Annotated in this window: 16 protein-coding genes; 12 read left to right on the top strand and 4 right to left on the bottom strand. The window is 37.8% G+C overall.

All coding sequences use genetic code 11. The features are described from left to right. Positions 1 to 13: 13 nt before the first annotated feature. The 8 genes from KV40_RS07770 (at position 14) to KV40_RS07735 (ending at position 9,978) form a co-directional block, all read left to right on the top strand. Positions 14 to 2,230 carry a response regulator gene (locus KV40_RS07770; RefSeq protein ID WP_036479627.1) on the top strand — a complete coding sequence of 739 codons (2,217 nt, stop codon included), beginning with the start codon at positions 14 to 16 and terminating at the stop codon, positions 2,228 to 2,230. 21 nt (positions 2,231 to 2,251) lie between these two features. Then, positions 2,252 to 2,620 (top strand): response regulator, encoded by a 369-nt coding sequence (locus KV40_RS07765; RefSeq protein ID WP_036479625.1) that lies wholly within the window; start codon positions 2,252 to 2,254, stop codon positions 2,618 to 2,620. A 13-nt stretch (positions 2,621 to 2,633) separates the two neighbouring features. Then, the gene (locus KV40_RS07760) at positions 2,634 to 4,370 is read left to right on the top strand and encodes a SpoIIE family protein phosphatase (RefSeq protein WP_036479622.1); all 1,737 of its coding nucleotides are present in this window, start codon (positions 2,634 to 2,636) and stop codon (positions 4,368 to 4,370) included. A 184-nt stretch (positions 4,371 to 4,554) separates the two neighbouring features. Next, entirely contained in the window at positions 4,555 to 4,995 is a 441-nt protein-coding gene (locus KV40_RS07755; protein ID WP_253274191.1) for a DUF6272 family protein, read from the top strand. Positions 4,996 to 5,099: 104 nt separating this feature from the next. Continuing rightward, positions 5,100 to 5,444, top strand: a complete 345-nt coding sequence (locus tag KV40_RS07750; RefSeq protein ID WP_036479617.1) for an STAS domain-containing protein — start codon at positions 5,100 to 5,102, stop codon at positions 5,442 to 5,444. A gap of 455 nt (positions 5,445 to 5,899) precedes the next feature. Then, a complete protein-coding gene (lpxD, locus tag KV40_RS07745) occupies positions 5,900 to 6,931 on the top strand; it encodes a UDP-3-O-(3-hydroxymyristoyl)glucosamine N-acyltransferase (protein ID WP_036479615.1) in 1,032 nt (343 codons plus the stop codon). Between the two features lie 287 nt (positions 6,932 to 7,218). Continuing rightward, entirely contained in the window at positions 7,219 to 8,298 is a 1,080-nt protein-coding gene (locus tag KV40_RS07740) for a TIGR00341 family protein (RefSeq protein WP_052055461.1), read from the top strand. Between the two features lie 201 nt (positions 8,299 to 8,499). Then, positions 8,500 to 9,978 carry an alpha-amylase gene (locus tag KV40_RS07735; protein WP_036479612.1) on the top strand — a complete coding sequence of 493 codons (1,479 nt, stop codon included), beginning with the start codon at positions 8,500 to 8,502 and terminating at the stop codon, positions 9,976 to 9,978. A gap of 133 nt (positions 9,979 to 10,111) precedes the next feature. Here the strand turns inward: KV40_RS07735 and hemL are convergent, their stop codons facing one another. The 3 genes from hemL to KV40_RS07720 all read right to left on the bottom strand — a co-directional run bounded on the left by hemL (position 10,112) and on the right by KV40_RS07720 (position 13,278). Further along, positions 10,112 to 11,413, bottom strand: a complete 1,302-nt coding sequence (hemL, locus tag KV40_RS07730) for a glutamate-1-semialdehyde 2,1-aminomutase (protein ID WP_036479610.1) — start codon at positions 11,411 to 11,413, stop codon at positions 10,112 to 10,114. Positions 11,414 to 11,686: 273 nt separating this feature from the next. Then, entirely contained in the window at positions 11,687 to 11,917 is a 231-nt protein-coding gene (locus KV40_RS07725) for a type II toxin-antitoxin system HicB family antitoxin (protein ID WP_036479608.1), read from the bottom strand. A gap of 260 nt (positions 11,918 to 12,177) precedes the next feature. Further along, positions 12,178 to 13,278 (bottom strand): FAD-binding oxidoreductase, encoded by a 1,101-nt coding sequence (locus tag KV40_RS07720; protein ID WP_036479606.1) that lies wholly within the window; start codon positions 13,276 to 13,278, stop codon positions 12,178 to 12,180. A 125-nt stretch (positions 13,279 to 13,403) separates the two neighbouring features. On the opposite strand from KV40_RS07720, the gene KV40_RS07715 reads away from it, so the two are divergent. The 4 genes from KV40_RS07715 to KV40_RS07700 all read left to right on the top strand — a co-directional run bounded on the left by KV40_RS07715 (position 13,404) and on the right by KV40_RS07700 (position 15,663). Continuing rightward, positions 13,404 to 13,934, top strand: a complete 531-nt coding sequence (locus KV40_RS07715; protein WP_036479604.1) for a peroxiredoxin — start codon at positions 13,404 to 13,406, stop codon at positions 13,932 to 13,934. Between the two features lie 67 nt (positions 13,935 to 14,001). Then, positions 14,002 to 14,775 (top strand): ZIP family metal transporter, encoded by a 774-nt coding sequence (locus KV40_RS07710; protein ID WP_036479602.1) that lies wholly within the window; start codon positions 14,002 to 14,004, stop codon positions 14,773 to 14,775. A gap of 49 nt (positions 14,776 to 14,824) precedes the next feature. Then, positions 14,825 to 15,328, top strand: coding sequence for a DNA starvation/stationary phase protection protein Dps (gene dps, locus KV40_RS07705; RefSeq protein ID WP_036479600.1), 504 nt, complete (start codon positions 14,825 to 14,827; stop codon positions 15,326 to 15,328). 53 nt (positions 15,329 to 15,381) lie between these two features. Beyond that, the gene (locus KV40_RS07700; RefSeq protein ID WP_036480689.1) at positions 15,382 to 15,663 is read left to right on the top strand and encodes a DUF4090 family protein; all 282 of its coding nucleotides are present in this window, start codon (positions 15,382 to 15,384) and stop codon (positions 15,661 to 15,663) included. 242 nt (positions 15,664 to 15,905) lie between these two features. Here KV40_RS07700 and KV40_RS07695 read toward each other — a convergent pair whose 3' ends face one another. After that, positions 15,906 to 16,289: a hypothetical protein gene (locus KV40_RS07695; RefSeq protein ID WP_036479598.1), complete on the bottom strand. Its 384-nt coding sequence runs from the start codon at positions 16,287 to 16,289 to the stop codon at positions 15,906 to 15,908. Positions 16,290 to 16,292 lie beyond the last annotated feature (3 nt).

Below are 16,292 nucleotides of genomic sequence, written 5' to 3'. Positions count from 1 at the left end.
AAGGCGATAAGTTATGACCGAAAGTACAGTTCCTCAAGGCATTTTAGTTGTAGATGATAATCCTAATAATTTGGAAGTTATTTCCGAAACTTTAACTAAAGCAGGATTTCAAGTAGCTGTAGCCATAGATGGAGAAAGCGCGTTAGAACAACTTCAGTATCATCAACCAGAGTTGATTTTACTTGACGTTATGATGTCTGGTATCGATGGATATGAAACTTGTAAGCGTCTAAAGAATAACCCCTCAACTTTCGATATTCCCGTTATTTTTATGACAGCCTTATCTGATACAGAACACAAGGTTAAGGGTTTTTCTCTAGGTGCAGTTGACTATATTACCAAACCGTTTCAGCAAGATGAAGTATTGGCAAGAGTTCGAGTTCAGCTACAGTTACGCAACTTAACCAGAACTTTAGAAGATCAAAATAGAATACTCAAGCAAGAGATTTTACAAAGACAAAGAATAGAAGCCTCATTACTCAAGTTCAATCAAGAACTAGAAAAGCGGGTAGCCGAACGCACTGTCAAGCTGTCTAGTACTCTGAAAAAATTACAACAGGCTCAAAGTCAGCTTGTAAGACAAAAAGAGCAACTAGAAATTCGAGTTAAAGAGCGCACGGCAGAACTCGCCCAAAGTATTATCGATGCGGATGAAGCACGCCAAGAAGCAGAAAATGCCAATCAGGCTAAAAGTTCTTTTCTTGCCAATATGAGTCACGAATTACGGACTCCCATGAATGCAATTATTGGCTATAGTGAAATGTTAATCGAAGAAGCAGAAGACTTAGAACAAGATGATTTTATACCCGATCTCAACAAAATTCGCAGTGCGGGAAAACATCTTTTAAATCTAATTAATGATATTCTCGATATTTCTAAAATTGAAGCTGGTCGTATGGAGCTTTATTTAGAAAATTTTAATGTTAGAGATCTTGTTCGAGAAACAGTATCTACAATATCTCCTCTAATAGATAAAAATGGCAATACCTTGACGGTCGAACTTTCCGAAGATTTAGGAGTAATGCATGCTGATGTTACTAAAGTAAAACAAAGTTTATTTAATCTATTGAGTAACGCGAGTAAATTTACCGAACGAGGCAAAGTTACTTTAAAAGTCAACCGTTACATTATTGATACTAAAGATTGGATAAGTTTTCAAATTAGCGATACAGGTATTGGCATGAATTCAGAACAAATCGCTAAGTTATTTCGAGCTTTTACTCAGGCTGATGCTTCGACAACCCGCAAATATGGTGGAACTGGTTTGGGGTTAGCAATTACCAAAAAATTCTGTCAAATGATGGGAGGAGATATTAACGTTACTAGTCAAGTAGATTGCGGTTCTACTTTTACAATTCAATTGCCACTTCATGTAGAAAAAATTAACGAACAGACAAAAAATAAGGTTTTGAAGCAAGCTACTGTTTCAAAAATCGATCCCGTTAGATCTCAGAAGGATACAATTTTGGTAATTGATGACGATCCAACTATTCACGATCTACTTGAAAAATTCTTAACAAAACAGGGATTTAACGTTCAAACCGCTTCTAACGGTACGGAAGGTTTGCGTCTGGCTAAGGAAACTAAACCTCAAGCAATTACTCTCGATGTCATGATGCCTGAAACGGATGGTTGGTCGATACTTACCGCTCTTAAAGCCGAGCCCACAACTGCCGATATTCCAGTAGTTATGATGACTATGGTAGATAACCGCAACTTAGGCTATGCTCTAGGGGCTTCAGATTATTTACTCAAACCAATCGAACAGAAAAATTTAGTAGCAGTATTAGATAAATATCGACCAAAATCGTCTTCAAACGTAGTTTTACTGGTAGAAGATGATTTTCAAACTAGAGAAATATTACGCCGTCAGTTAGAAAAAGAGAATTTATTGGTCATAGAAGCCACTAATGGTCTAGAAGCATTGGAAGCACTTGATACACACAATCCTGGATTGATTATTTCAGATTTAATGATGCCTGACATGGATGGTTTTGAATTAATTCATCAACTGCGACTTCAAGAACAACACAAATCGATTCCAACAATTGTGCTGACAGCAAGGGAACTTACTAACGAAGAGCGGCAAAAATTATCTGGACAGGTGACAAAAATTTTTCAAAAAGGCTCTTACGAACGTGAGACTTTGTTATCAGAAGTCCATCATCTTTTATCAGAAGCTATTTCTCGCAGTCATTCAATAAAGATTTTATCTTCTCAATCATCATAGTTAGCAAATAGGAGTAAATAGATGACGAAAATTTTGTTAGTTGAAGATAACGAAATGAATCGAGATATGCTTTCGCGTCGGTTGAAACGTAGAGGATATGAGGTAATTATGGCACTCGATGGCTCTCAAGGGGTATCGATGACAATTTCCGAACGTCCCGATTTAGTATTGATGGACATGAGTTTGCCAATTTTAGATGGCTGGGAAGCTACTAAAACTATCAAAGCCAATCCCAATACGCAATCGATTCCAATTATTGCTTTGACTGCTCATGCGATGGCTGGCGATCGCGAAAAAGCTCTAGAAGCTGGATGCGATGACTACGATACGAAACCAATTGAATTAAATCGTTTGATTGACAAGATCCTGCATTTTTTACCCCAAAGTTAAACTCTATCATTTAATGTCTACCGATCTTCAATCTCAATTATCGATACTCGCCCATCTGCGTCATGAATTACGCAATCCAATCAATGCGATCGTGGGTTACAGTGAAATGCTTTTAGAAGATTTAGAAGCAACAACAACAGATCCGAAGGTGGTAACAGATTTAACCGAAATTAGTCTTTGTGGTAAAGAATTACTGAATTTAGTTAATACTTTTCTCAATCCAGAACTACTAAATGGCGATACTTACGCCCTCAAAACAATTGTTGCCAATCCTACTTTACAAGTAGAATTACAAAAACCAACTCAGCAGGTAATTAATTATTGTCAAAAACTCTTGAATACAGCAAATATTGACTCTATTAATTATAGTGAAGACTTAAATAAAATCTGCACTGCGGCTTCACATCTATCAAACGAAATTGCAAACATAATTCAACTGTATGAAGAGGTACAATCTTCTACTTCGATAGCCATTAATGATAATTTATCAACAATGAATTTATCAGATGCGCCAGAATATATTGCAGATCGGCACGAAGAACTTAGCCAAGACACTATTTTAATTGTTGATGATAGTCAAGCCAATCGCGATTTGCTGTCTCGTCAGGTGGAGGCTCAAGGTTATCGAGTAGCTACAGCAGCTGATGGTCGTCAAGCTTTAGAGATGATTCAAAAAGGACAATACGATTTGATTTTACTTGACGTTATGATGCCAGAAATCGATGGTTATCAAGTTCTCCAATGGATTCGTCATAGTAATTGGCAGCATATTCCCGTAATCATGATTTCAGCCTTAGATAAAATCGATAGCGTCGTCAAATGTATTGAAATGGGAGCGGAAGATTATCTGCCCAAACCATTTAACTCTGTATTATTAAAAGCTAGAATTAATGCCTGTTTAAATAAAAAAAAGTTGCGCGATCGAGAAACTCTTTATTTAAGCAAACTTGCTGAAGCTAATACACAAATTACTCAATTAAATCAGCTTCTAACAGCAGAAAATAGTCGACTCAGTGCCGAACTAGAAATTAGTCAACGTTTGCAAAAAATGATTTTGCCTAAAGAACAAGAATTAAATAGCATTAAAGAACTAGAAATTGCTGGATTTATGGAACCAGCAGATGAAGTTGGAGGCGATTATTATGATGTTTTACAAAATAACGGACAGCTCAAAATTGCCATAGGAGATGTTACTGGTCATGGTTTAGAAAGTGGTGTCTTGATGCTTATGGTTCAAACAGCAGTACGTACCTTAATGGAAAGCAATCAAACCGATCCAAAAAAATTTCTAGAAATTCTCAATCGTACCATTTATAAAAATATTCAAAGAATGAATTCGGATAAATATCTTTCTTTATGTTTGGTAGATTTTCACGGAGGAAAATTAAAATTAAGCGGACAACATGAAGAAATTTTAGTAATTCGTTCTGGAGGCAATTTAGAACGAATCGATACAATCGATCTCGGTTTTCCTATTGGATTAGAAGTAACTATTGAAGAATTTGTGTTTCAAGTTGAGATTGAATTAGAACCTGAAGATGTTGTAGTTCTTTATACCGATGGTATTACTGAGGCAGAAAATGACTTGGGAATACAATATGGACTGGAAAAATTATCTCAAATAGTCAAGAATAACTGCGATCGCTCTGCAGAAAATATTCGGCAAATTGTTGTTGACGATGTTAAAAAGCACATTGGTTTTCATAAAATTTATGATGATATTACTTTAGTTGTTATAAAAAAAAGATAAAAAAAATGTATTTTTATATTCAAAATAATTTTTGGACTGATTTATGACTACAATATTCGGAGATTTTTTGCGTCATTTGCCCCCTAGTCAAGAATATTTAATACTTAGCTTTTCTCCAAGTTCGATTCCTTTACAGAAAAGATGGCGAAATAATTGTCTGTCAGCAGATTTTTTAGCAGATTATTTGAGTACTTTTTTTCTCAATACAGATAATTGCGCAAGCAATTTAAAAAAACAAATGCAAATCAAAAGTGCTGTTAGTTATATCGCTAATGAACTACTAGAAAATGCCGTGAAATACAGTAACAAAAAATCAGAGTTGCCAATCAGTATCCAAATTCATCTTAACTACGACCGAATTATTTTTCAAACTACTAATAGCCTCAGACAACAGGATTTTAATAATTTCCAAGCCTGTATTCAAAAACTTCTTAATTCAGATCCAGACGAGTTGTACTTATATATTTTGGAAAAGAATGCTATTGATGAAAATAATGAAAATTCAGGGTTAGGCTTTTTAACTATGGTTAACGATTATAATGCCAAACTTGGCTGGAAGTTTGAAAAATTTACGCGACAGTTTGAAGAAATAGGTGTAACAACAATGGTTCAACTACAAATTTAATAAAAACAATAAAATATGACATTTTTTTTAAAATCGTATTTAATTATTGACAGGCTGACTATAATTTAATCGCAATTTATTTATATTTATAAAATGAGAGAGCAATGGAAATCAAAACTAATACCTATCACATAGTTTATGATAAAAGCAAACAAACTGTTTTCTTTCGGGGAACGCTGCGTTTAAATGGAACTAAAGAATATACATTAATTTCCGAACTACTAAACAGAGTCATAGAAACCAAACCAGAAACTATTATCTTAAATCTTAAAGAGCTGGATTTTTTGAATAGTTCTGGAATAAACATACTTTCAAAATTTGTAATTAATGTTCGCAAACAACAAAATGTTAAAATGTCTGTTATTGGGTCAGAAGAAATTCCCTGGCAAAGTAAATCGTTAAAGAACTTACAAAGGTTAATGCCTTCTTTAATTTTAGATTTAGACTAGTATCGCTACGAGAAAATCAAAAATTAAAAGTTAAAAACTGCCTTATTTAACTAAATTTGCAATCGCTAAATTTCAGCTTTTGAAATATTAATACAGTAAACATTTTGAATTATGTTGCTGTATTCTCGCGCGATCTCTTCATGGGTTATTTGTAAATTTAGATTGCTATCGCTATTATTTATGTGTCAGGCAGTAAGGTTCGAGCCATTATTATTTTAATAACTTTTCTCAAATTGAATGGTTATAAGCTTCAAGCATCAATATTGAAAAGTATTAGATATGAATGCGTCTTGCTAGTAGTAAAATAAATAAATCTGAATCAATAGACTGGATTGAGTCGAAATCTTTTAAAATTAATTTGATTTTTTATGTACTATATTTAGATAATTTTAAGAGCGATCGCCCCTCTCTCTAACTCAAATTATGATTAAGATGCTAACTACTAAGGTTAAAAAGTGCAGTTTAAAGAAATCGTCGATAAATTAGATGTAGCTCTTGAAAAGACTAGCCTGCGCGGTCGCGATTTAAATCCCGAAATTACTGATATTGCTGCTGTAGAGCGTGCCACATATGGCAGCCTCAGTTATATCGAAGGGGGAAAATTCGCTCATTTAGTGACCGAAACTGCTGCTAGTGCCTTAATTTTACCTAATGATGAATCTTTGCAAACACAAGCTAGCAAAAGAAACATTGCCTGGATAGCTACTAAAGAACCGAGACTCGTATTCGCTAGAGTTATCGACCTATTTTACCGTCCTTTTCAACCAGAACCAGCAATTGCTCCGTCTGCAGCGATCGCAACCGATGCTCGTATAGGTAAAAATGTTTATATTGGAGCCAATGTCGTAATTCAAAGCGGTGTAAAGATCGGCGATCGCGTCTGTATCCATCCCAACGTAGTTATTTATCCTAATGTAACAATTGGAGAAAATACAGTACTTCACGCTAACTGTACCATCCACGAACGCAGTCATATTGGTGCTAACTGTGTCATTCATAGCGGTGCGGTAATCGGTGCGGAAGGCTTTGGTTTTGTACCTACTTCCCAGGGCTGGTATAAAATGCAGCAGTCGGGACACACGGTATTAGAAGATGGCGTGGAAATCGGTTGCAATAGCACTGTAGATCGTCCTGCGGTAGGTGAAACCAGAATTGGACGCAATACAAAGCTAGATAATTTAGTACAGATTGGTCATGGCTGTCAGATAGGTCAAAACTGTGCCTTTGCCGCTTATGTAGGACTTGCAGGAGGCGTAACGGTAGGCAACGGCGTGTTGTTAGGAGGACAGGTAGGAGTAGCCAATCAGGTAACAATTGGCGATGGTGCGATCGCCACCGCTCAAACGGGCATTATTAATGATGTTGCGGCAGGAGAAATGGTTTCGGGAATGCCTCATCTTCCCAGCAAGCTGTATCGAAAACTATTTGTAATTTACAAACGCTTACCAGAAATTTATCAAATGTACAAAGAATTCAAAAAGCAGTAATCAGTAAAGTTTCACAGAGAGTTTTAAACCTATCAGGTAAAATTTACAATATCTAATACAAAAAAATAGAATAGTTTAATTGTTATTATTTTTGCCCATACTCTACGTAAAATTCCTGTTGCACCTTAAAGTTATTTAATCTTTAGCTTTATAAAACATCTATAAAAACTTTATATCTTGAGAATGATTTAAATTTCGGATATTTAGCAAATGATAAAGTTATTTTAATAAATCTTAAATTTTACTAATTACTTTTAGCTTATTCAATTTTTTAGTAAACGACCATTATGACAATTTTACTAACATACAATCCTCGATATCTTACCCGAATTAAATATTTTCTGCGTAAAATCAAGAGAAAGCTAAATTTAAGTAAGCTATGGTATCAGGATAATGGTAATTGGCATTGGCTAAAAGAAAAGCAGCTTCCCATTGTCAGTTTAAATAGAAGTTTGTGGCGTTTATCCGTCCCTTCATTCAGCTTTCACTTCATGCTAGGCTTATCGAGCATTATCGCTACTTTAGGATTGCTGGCTAATAGTGCGGCAGTAATTATTGGGGCAATGATTATTGCTCCTTTGATGGGACCGATTGTGGGGATGGCATATTCTATCGCAATGGGCAATCGCAAACTATTGCGTCGTTCTAGCTTTACAGTACTCAAAGGAACTATTCTAACTATTGCAGTTGCCTGGGTTGCCACCTCAATTATCGGTCTAGAAACTGTAGATACAGAAATTATGGCTCGCGTTAAGCCAACTTTGATTGATTTCGGTATTGCAATGGCAGCAGGTGCTGCGGGTGCTTTTGCTAATACTCGTCGCAGTATTTCCAGTGCGTTACCAGGAGTTGCTATTGCCGTTGCCTTAGTTCCCCCGCTTGGCGTAGTAGGCATTGGTTTGGGGCAAGGAGAGGGCAGTATTGCCTTTGGTGCGCTGCTGCTATTTTTAACTAATCTCATCTGTATTGTCTTTTTTGGCAGTTTGGTATTTTTGTTTCAATCTTATGGCAACATCGAACGAGCTAAAAAAGGATTGGCATTGTCTACAGCAGTGATGTTTTGTTTGGGTATTCCTCTTACTATTTCCATGCGAGAATTAATTGTCAAAAAGAATGTTCGCTATCAAATTGAAGATTTTATTCTTTATGAGACAGAAACATTTAATAATGCAGATATTAATTTTGTTACAGTCACACCTAAAAAAGGTTATTTAAAGGTAGATATAGAAGTCGCCGCACCTATTAATTCAATTTCCCAAAATCAGATCGATCGCATTAAAGTTGCTCTTTCTCAATTGACCGATAAAGAAATTTATTTGGAAGTAGAAGTTGTTCCTATGAAACGTTTGATATCCCCTAATAGTTAATAACTATAGGCGATCGCAGTAAACTTAACAAAATTTAAGATATATCTTGAGGATGATTACAATTGCTGGGTTTAACTTAACAATAGTTAACAATCAAAAACAAACCAACGATACTAAAAGTCGCCACGTCTTGTTGAGAGCAAAATTTATTTAATCTACTCATTTATATAACTGTTTGGCTTCCAATGGAGGGAGTTTGATATGTCTGAATTTAATGGTGTGATGATGCAGTACTTCCACTGGTACATCGAACCTAACGGTAAGCTGTGGAATGAATTAGCAGAAAATGCTAACGATTTGGCTAAAGCTGGAATCACTTCTGTCTGGTTGCCACCTGCATATAAAGGTGTTGGTGGCGATTGCGAAGTTGGTTATGGCGTGTATGATATGTTCGATCTGGGAGAATTCGATCAAAAAGGTACGATAAGAACTAAATACGGTACCAAAGAAGAATACATTAATGCGATCGCCACAGCTAGAGAAGCAGGCATTAGAGTCTATGCCGATGTAGTCTTAAATCATAAAATGGGTGCGGACAAAGAAGAAGAAGCTGAAGCCACTCCCGTTAGTCCCGACAACCGCCATCAGCCAATTGGCGATATGCAAAAAGTAAAGGTATGGACTCACTTCACTTTCCCAGGAAGACAGGGTAAATACTCTAGTTTAGAGTGGCATTGGTGGCATTTCGATGCGGTTGACTACAATGCCTATGATGGAGATGCCGACGCAATTTATTTATTTAAAGATAAACAATTTGACGACCAGGTAGATTTAGAAAACGGTTCTTTTGCTTACTTGATGGGTTGCGATCTCGACATGGAACATCCCGAAGTAAGAGACGAACTAAAATACTGGGGTGAATGGTATGTAGATACTACCAAGGTTGACGGTTTTCGTTTTGATGCTGTCAAACACGTCAAGGCAGGATTTTTCCCCGAATGGTTGAATCACGTACGCCGCCATGCTGGGAAGTCTTTATTTGCCGTAGGAGAATACTGGTCTAGTCATATCGAAGCTTTACATCATTTTATTGATGTAACTGGTGGAGACGTAGCTTTATTCGATGCACCTTTACACTATAACTTTAGCGAAGCAAGTAAAGCTGGTAGCGATTACGATCTACGTCAAATATTCGACGATACCTTAGTAGCCCAACAGCCCGCACTTGCGGTTACTTTGGTAGAAAATCATGACTCTCAACCCCTACAATTGTTAGAATCTGTAGTAGAAGGCTGGTTTAAACCCTTAGCTTACGCTCTAATTTTATTAAGAGAAGGTGGTTATCCCTGTATTTTCTATGCAGACTACTACGGCGCACATTATAAAGATACTGGTAATGATGGAGAAGAACACGAAGTCTGGATGGATAGTCACAAATGGTTAATTGACAAGTTTCTCGAAGCCAGAAAAGAATATGCTTTTGGCGAACAGTATGATTATTTCGACCATGCCAACTGTATCGGCTGGACTAGATTGGGCAGTGAGGAACATCCAGGCGGAATGGCAGTAGTTTTAAGTAATGGCGAAGACGGTAGTAAATGGATGGAAGTTTGTCAGCCGAATCAAACCTATATCGATCTTACCGAACATATTTCCGAACCAGTGACTACTAACGACGAAGGTTGGGCTGAGTTTCGTTGCTTGGCAGGTTCGGTATCGGTTTGGGTTGTAAAGTCATAGAAATAAATACGATTTAGCAACAGATTAATAACAATAGAATTGCCCATTTTTTCAGCAATTAAGAAAAAATGGGCAATTATTTTTAGTTGCGATATTATTTTAGGTGCGATCGCAACTAGAAGCTTAACCAGCTTTAAAGATTGCCAAGAACTTCTTTTGCTGCTGCTATAGTTTGGTCTATGTCTTCTTCTGTATGAGCTAGAGAAGTAAATCCAGCTTCAAATTGCGAAGGAGCGAGATAGATACCTTTTTCCAACATTCCGCGATGGAAGCTGGCAAATTTTTTCATATCCGATTTTTTGGCATCATCGTAGTTGTGAACTTCATCGCCAGTAAAGAACATACCAAACATCGCGCTAATGCTGCCGCCAGTTACTTGATGACCTGCTTCTCTGGCTGCGTCGAGTAAACCTTGAGATAGTTTTTTAGTAATGCGGTCTAGCTGTTCGTAAGTTCCAGGCTTCTGGAGTAATTCTAAAGTTTTAATGCCTGCTGTCATTGCCAGAGGATTACCAGAAAGAGTTCCTGCTTGATACATTGGTCCTGCTGGTGCCACCATCGACATAATGTCGGCACGTCCGCCATAAGCACCGACGGGCAAACCACCGCCAATAACTTTTCCTAAAGTAGTTAGGTCGGGAGTTACACCAAATTTTTCTTGGGCACCACCATAGGCAATGCGAAAACCAGTCATTACTTCATCGAAAACCAATAAAGCACCGTGTTCTTGAGTAATTTCTCGCAAGCCTTCTAAAAAACCTCCATCTGGAGTTACAAAGCCTGAGTTACCTACTACAGGTTCTAAAATTACTCCCGCAATCTCATCGGCATGTTCTTCAAATAACTTTTTAACCGCTTCCAGGTCATTATAGGGAGCAGTTAGAGTGTTGTTAGTAGCCGATTTTGGTACGCCAGGAGAATCGGGCAGTCCTAACGTTGCTACACCAGAACCAGCTTTGACTAAAAACATATCGGCGTGACCGTGATAGCAGCCTTCAAATTTGACAATTTTGTCTCTGCCAGTAAAAGCTCGCATCAAACGCAGTACAGACATACAGGCTTCGGTACCTGAATTAACAAAGCGCACGATGTCAATACTGGGAACGGCATTAATAACCATTTCAGCCAAAACGTTTTCTAACACTGAAGGCGCGCCAAAACTAGTGCCGTTTTCCAAAGCTTCGTGGAGGGCTTGAATTACTTCAGGATGGGCGTGACCGCAAATAGCAGGTCCCCAAGTTCCCACATAATCAATATATTTATTACCGTCTACGTCCCAAATATAAGCACCTTTAACGCGATCGAACACTATGGGCTGTCCGCCTACAGATTTAAAGGCACGAACGGGGGAACTAACGCCACCAGGCATTAATTTTTGCGCGGCAGTAAAAATTTGTTCGGATTTAGCAGTTTTAAATGAAGCCGTACTAACCAATATTTTCTCCTTTTATCAAAAATTGAATATTTGCTTGGGATTTGAGAGATAAAAATAAATCGATGGTTTTTTATTATCCTACGGAAGTTAGATCGAAAGGTAGTTGTATATAAAGAATTTTAAATCGAAAGCGATCGCTCCATAACTCAACCAGCTTACTTACTGTCTCGATTAACTTGCTTAGTAAGTTCTCAAGAGCGATCGCCTATTGTTGCTTGTATTATAAAATCTGACATTTTTAAAGCAACTAAGATATTTATTTTATCTCAGATTTTAAACCAGACTCTCCACGCTCGTCTTATTAAAGGTTTTTATTTTTGGTAGAGGCATTCCTTCTGCTACAGATGATTGAATCATCATTTCTAAAACTTCTCTAGCATTTTTCAGTGCTTCTTCATAGGTATCGCCATAAGTGTGGCAAAGTTCGCCCCATTCGGGAAATGTTACCACAAAACAATTATCTTTTTCACACCATTGAATAAATATGCTATATTTACGAATCATTTTTTTGCTTTTTCTATTTGATTTTTAACAATTTGTGAGTTAAAAAAATACGATAGATTTACTTTTGCAGTTTGAATAACATCTATACTTAAGTGTTTTTAACGAAAACTACAGTTTATTAACTATTAACTATCTACTCAATCTTAGAAAAAGTTTTTTAAATCGTCACTCTTTCAGCAATTGACCTTTTGCACCAATCATCAATCTTGGTTGGGTCTGCCCTAGCAAGGGAACGCGCGAGTTTGCTCATTGCTCATTGCTCATACATTCAACATTTGCTTTATTTCTAAAGCCGTTGCAGGAGCTAGTAATACCCCGTTTCGATAGTGTCCTGTAGCAAGCAATACGTTATTGTATCCTGTTAATTTGTCGATAACTGGAGCAGATCTGCCTTCAGGACGCGGACGTTTGCCAGACCAAGCTTCTAAAATCTTGGCGTTGGTTAAAGTAGGACAAAAAGCGATCGCGCCAGCTATAAGTTCTTCTAGCATTTGAGCATCGGCAATTGGTTCTGCCATTTCTGTAGGAAACTCTACCGTCGCACCGAGCCAGTATTCACTGTTGCCTAACGGTACTATATGTATGTCGTTACCAGTAATAACGGGCTGAAAGTCTTCTCTACCCAAATACTTATCTAGCTGTAATTTTATTGCCTGTCCTAATACGGGACGAATATTAATTTCTTGCTGTAAAGAAGCTGTTAGAGTTGTCGAACCAAGTCCCGCAGCAACTATTAAGTAGTCTGTTCTTATTGTTCCCGCACTAGTTTCTAGGTACTTACAAGTTAATAAATTATTTTCTTTAGCAGTAATAAAACTTTCACATTCCACTTTAAAGCAAAAATTTACGCCATTTTGCCTTGCTGCTGCAACCAATGCTTGAGTTAGTCGAACGGGGTTTATTTGCTTATCTTGAGGAGAGTATACTGCCCCAATAATGCTGTCATTAACTAAATGAGGACATTGTCGCTTTACATAATCGCGATCGCCGAGTTCTAACTGCCAACCTTGCGATTTTCTTAACGCTTGTAACTCCTGCCACTTATCCAGGCGATCGCCTGCAAATAAGAGCTTGAATATACCTTGGTGATTGACGGCGATATTTAGCCCCGTTCTCGCTTCTAGTTCGGGAATTAAAGACTGATATCTATTTAAACTAGTTTCTCGTAACCGCCATGCCCGCCCTTTGGTTTTACGGCTAATTGCTCCCATAAGCACTCCCAAAGCCGCTTTGGTCGCACCAGTTGCGGGTGGATTTTTGTCAATTACCGTTATTTGCAGATTTTCAATCGAACTCAGTTCGTAGGCGATCGCCGCACCGACTACGCCACAACCTATAATCGTAATTTCGCACTGTTTCATCAAAAAATTAATAAAATTTAAAATTAATATTCGATTTTACTTGACAACTCATAGTCATTATGAGTATGATTTATTTTAGTAAAACTCATAATGAGTACGAGATAAGTAATAAACAATTATCAACTATGAGAGATTTAGTACCAAACGTAGTCTTTAAAACTAGAGTCCGCGACGAATCTGTAGAAGGACCGAATCCCTATCGCTGGCAAGATTTAACCACAGAAGATATCTTCAAAGGCAAAAAAATAGTTTTATTTGCCCTCCCTGGTGCTTTTACTCCAACCTGTTCTTCTACTCATTTGCCTAAATACGAAGAACTATACGACGAAATTAAAGCTCAAGGTGTAGACGAAGTCATCTGTCTTTCGGTCAATGATGCTTTTGTTATGTTCCAGTGGGGCAAAGCTCAAGGAGCCGAAAAAGTTTTTCTACTTCCCGATGGTAGTGGTGAGTTTACTCGCAAAATGGGGATGCTAGTCAACAAAGACAATCTTGGTTTTGGGTTGCGTTCCTGGCGTTACTCGATGTTAGTAGACGACATGAAAATTAAGCAGATGTTTATCGAACCAGATTTTGGCGATAACTGTCCTACCGATCCTTTTGAAGTTTCCGATGCCGACACTATGCTGCAATACTTAAAAGGAGAAGGAAAATAACTTCGGATTTTTAAACAATTTGGGGACGCTTATTTTTTAGAGTGTGTCCCCATACGATACGGACATTATGGGAACAATTTATCTGGGTTTTCTAGCTAGCTTAATTGCTGGAATGGGTACGGCAGTTGGCGCTCTACCAATTTTATTCACTACCAATCTCAAACAACAATGGCAAGGAATATTACTAGGAGTAGGTGGTGGAGTAATGCTATCCGCAACAGCCTTTTCATTAATTGTTCCTGGTACCGAAGCGGCACTTGCCCTCGGTTATTCGCAACAACAAGCAGCCTCGATTATTAGTATCGGGATCGTTATCGGCGGGGTACTTTTGTGGTTGCTACACGATAATTTTCCCCACGAACACTTTGTTCGCGGTCAAGAAGGCAAAGTTACTGAAAGTTTTCAACGCCTTTGGTTATTCGTTCTAGCAATTACGATCCACAACTTTCCCGAAGGATTGGCTGTAGGAGTGGGTTTTGGCAATGGAGATATCAGTCATGGACTGCCATTAGCGATCGGAATTGGATTACAAAATATGCCTGAAGGATTGGTAGTTGCTCTAGCCTTAAAAGAATTAAAATATTCGACCTCTTTTGCTTTGGGAATTTCAGTATTGACGGGTTTAGTCGAACCAGTGGGTGGTGTATTTGGTGCGAGTATTGTTAGTTTCGGTCAATCGAGTTTACCTTGGGCAATGGCAATCGCTGCAGGAGCGATGTTATTTGTAATTGTCGGTGAAATCATTCCAGAAATTGACCGCGAAAGTATTGCCCGAGAAGGTGCTTTAGGAATTATTGGCGGGTTTGTCGCCATGATGTTTTTGGATATTGCTTTTGGCTAATTGAACTAAGTATTAAATTTTCAATCAAACACAAAGGAGAACAAAACCTATGGTTTCTACAGTAGAAAAAACCAAACTCTATCCCTCCAGAATCGATCTGGGAGAAGAACTGCGTCTTCAAGTTACTCAACTATTAAATCAAACACTTGCTGCCACTTTAGACTTGAAAACTCAAACCAAACAGGCACACTGGAATGTCAAAGGTATGGACTTTTACCAGCTACACGAACTGTTTGACGAAATGGCAACCGAGCTAGAAGAATACACAGATATGGTAGCTGAAAGAGTAACTGCTCTAGCTGGAACCGCAATGGGAACGGCGCGTATTGCTGCTTCAGAATCAATTTTACCCGAATACGACCTCGATGCAGTTAGCGGTGTCGAACACGTTACTGCTTTGGCCGATCGCTATGCAGCCTATGCCGAACATTTACGTAAAGCGATCGATACTACCGATGAAATGGGCGATGCAGATACTGCCGACTTGTATACGGAGATTTCGCGGACAATTGATAAGCGTCTCTGGTTCTTAGAAGCTCACTTGGTTAAGTAGACACCAGCGATAATCTGCAATAATTGGCTACAGTAATTAAAATAGTAACAGTTATGGCAGAAACAAAAGGCGCAGATGAAGTAGATGCGGCAATTGCACGTGGCGTAGATCTTAACGGTTCCCCTATTCCTTCCGAAAAACTCAAGCTCTATAACCAAGTAATGGCTTTAGAAGCTGGAAGACAGAGGAGTGGGGTAACTAATACCATGCGATCGCGCATTGTTAGGATTGGTGCCAAGCACATTTCTCAGGAGGAATTAGATCGGATGCTATCTGATGCCGAATTTCCTCCTCTAAAAGACAAAGAAATTGCTTTTTACTATGGGGCGAAGTAAGCACTTATTGTTCGGTTAAGGATTAAAAGTAGAGTAAATATGAAAATATAAATAGTTTGATGATTTCTAAATTTTATATTTACTCTACAATACTTATTTTTTGTTCTTCAAACAATTTACCCAAAACTATTTTTTACGAAGGCAATGTACTCCTAATAAACTCATTGCTGGAAGTAACAAACCTGGAATGTGTCTAAATTCAAAAGGAACTTGTTCTACTGTTATTTGATAGCTTTTATTTTTTATAGCAACACCGTGTTCGCCAGTGATATTAAATTCTGAATTATTGAATAAATGTAGAGAAAAAGAATTAACTGGTTCGGCAAAAGTAATATTTGTTTGATTTGAAGCATAGCTAGTCTGACCATTTGTACGCCATTTTTTACGCCATTGGTCACAAAGTCCAGGCTCCCTCTACCCGACAAATTAACGCTAGAAGCTTCTAATTCACTTCCCAGATTAACAAAAATAGGTACTATTTCCGTACCAATAGTTCCTGAAGTGGCGCAAGTAAAACCCTCAACTGCAACTGCATCTATATACTGTGTATCAGAATCGACATCGGCAATTGTAACATCACTTAGATTTACAGATTCGGAAAACTGAAAATCCCACCTTGTGAGCAATTG

Source organism: Myxosarcina sp. GI1 (assembly GCF_000756305.1).
Taxonomy (GTDB): domain Bacteria; phylum Cyanobacteriota; class Cyanobacteriia; order Cyanobacteriales; family Xenococcaceae; genus Myxosarcina.
The sequence above is the reverse complement of the archived record's forward strand: the minus strand, read 5'-3'. Positions and strand labels throughout refer to the sequence as shown.

Bases quoted from the DNA above. Each gene is read 5' to 3' on its own strand.
- KV40_RS07770 (WP_036479627.1), top strand. From the start codon at position 14: ATGACCGAAAGTACAGTTCCTCAAGGCATTTTAGTTGTAGATGATAAT.
- KV40_RS07765 (WP_036479625.1), top strand. From the start codon at position 2,252: ATGACGAAAATTTTGTTAGTTGAAGATAACGAAATGAATCGAGATATG.
- KV40_RS07760 (WP_036479622.1), top strand. From the start codon at position 2,634: ATGTCTACCGATCTTCAATCTCAATTATCGATACTCGCCCATCTGCGT.
- KV40_RS07750 (WP_036479617.1), top strand. From the start codon at position 5,100: ATGGAAATCAAAACTAATACCTATCACATAGTTTATGATAAAAGCAAA.
- KV40_RS07740 (WP_052055461.1), top strand. From the start codon at position 7,219: ATGACAATTTTACTAACATACAATCCTCGATATCTTACCCGAATTAAA.
- KV40_RS07735 (WP_036479612.1), top strand. From the start codon at position 8,500: ATGTCTGAATTTAATGGTGTGATGATGCAGTACTTCCACTGGTACATC.
- KV40_RS07725 (WP_036479608.1), bottom strand. From the start codon at position 11,917: ATGATTCGTAAATATAGCATATTTATTCAATGGTGTGAAAAAGATAAT.
- KV40_RS07720 (WP_036479606.1), bottom strand. From the start codon at position 13,278: ATGAAACAGTGCGAAATTACGATTATAGGTTGTGGCGTAGTCGGTGCG.
- KV40_RS07715 (WP_036479604.1), top strand. From the start codon at position 13,404: ATGAGAGATTTAGTACCAAACGTAGTCTTTAAAACTAGAGTCCGCGAC.
- KV40_RS07710 (WP_036479602.1), top strand. From the start codon at position 14,002: ATGGGAACAATTTATCTGGGTTTTCTAGCTAGCTTAATTGCTGGAATG.
- dps (WP_036479600.1), top strand. From the start codon at position 14,825: ATGGTTTCTACAGTAGAAAAAACCAAACTCTATCCCTCCAGAATCGAT.
- KV40_RS07700 (WP_036480689.1), top strand. From the start codon at position 15,382: ATGGCAGAAACAAAAGGCGCAGATGAAGTAGATGCGGCAATTGCACGT.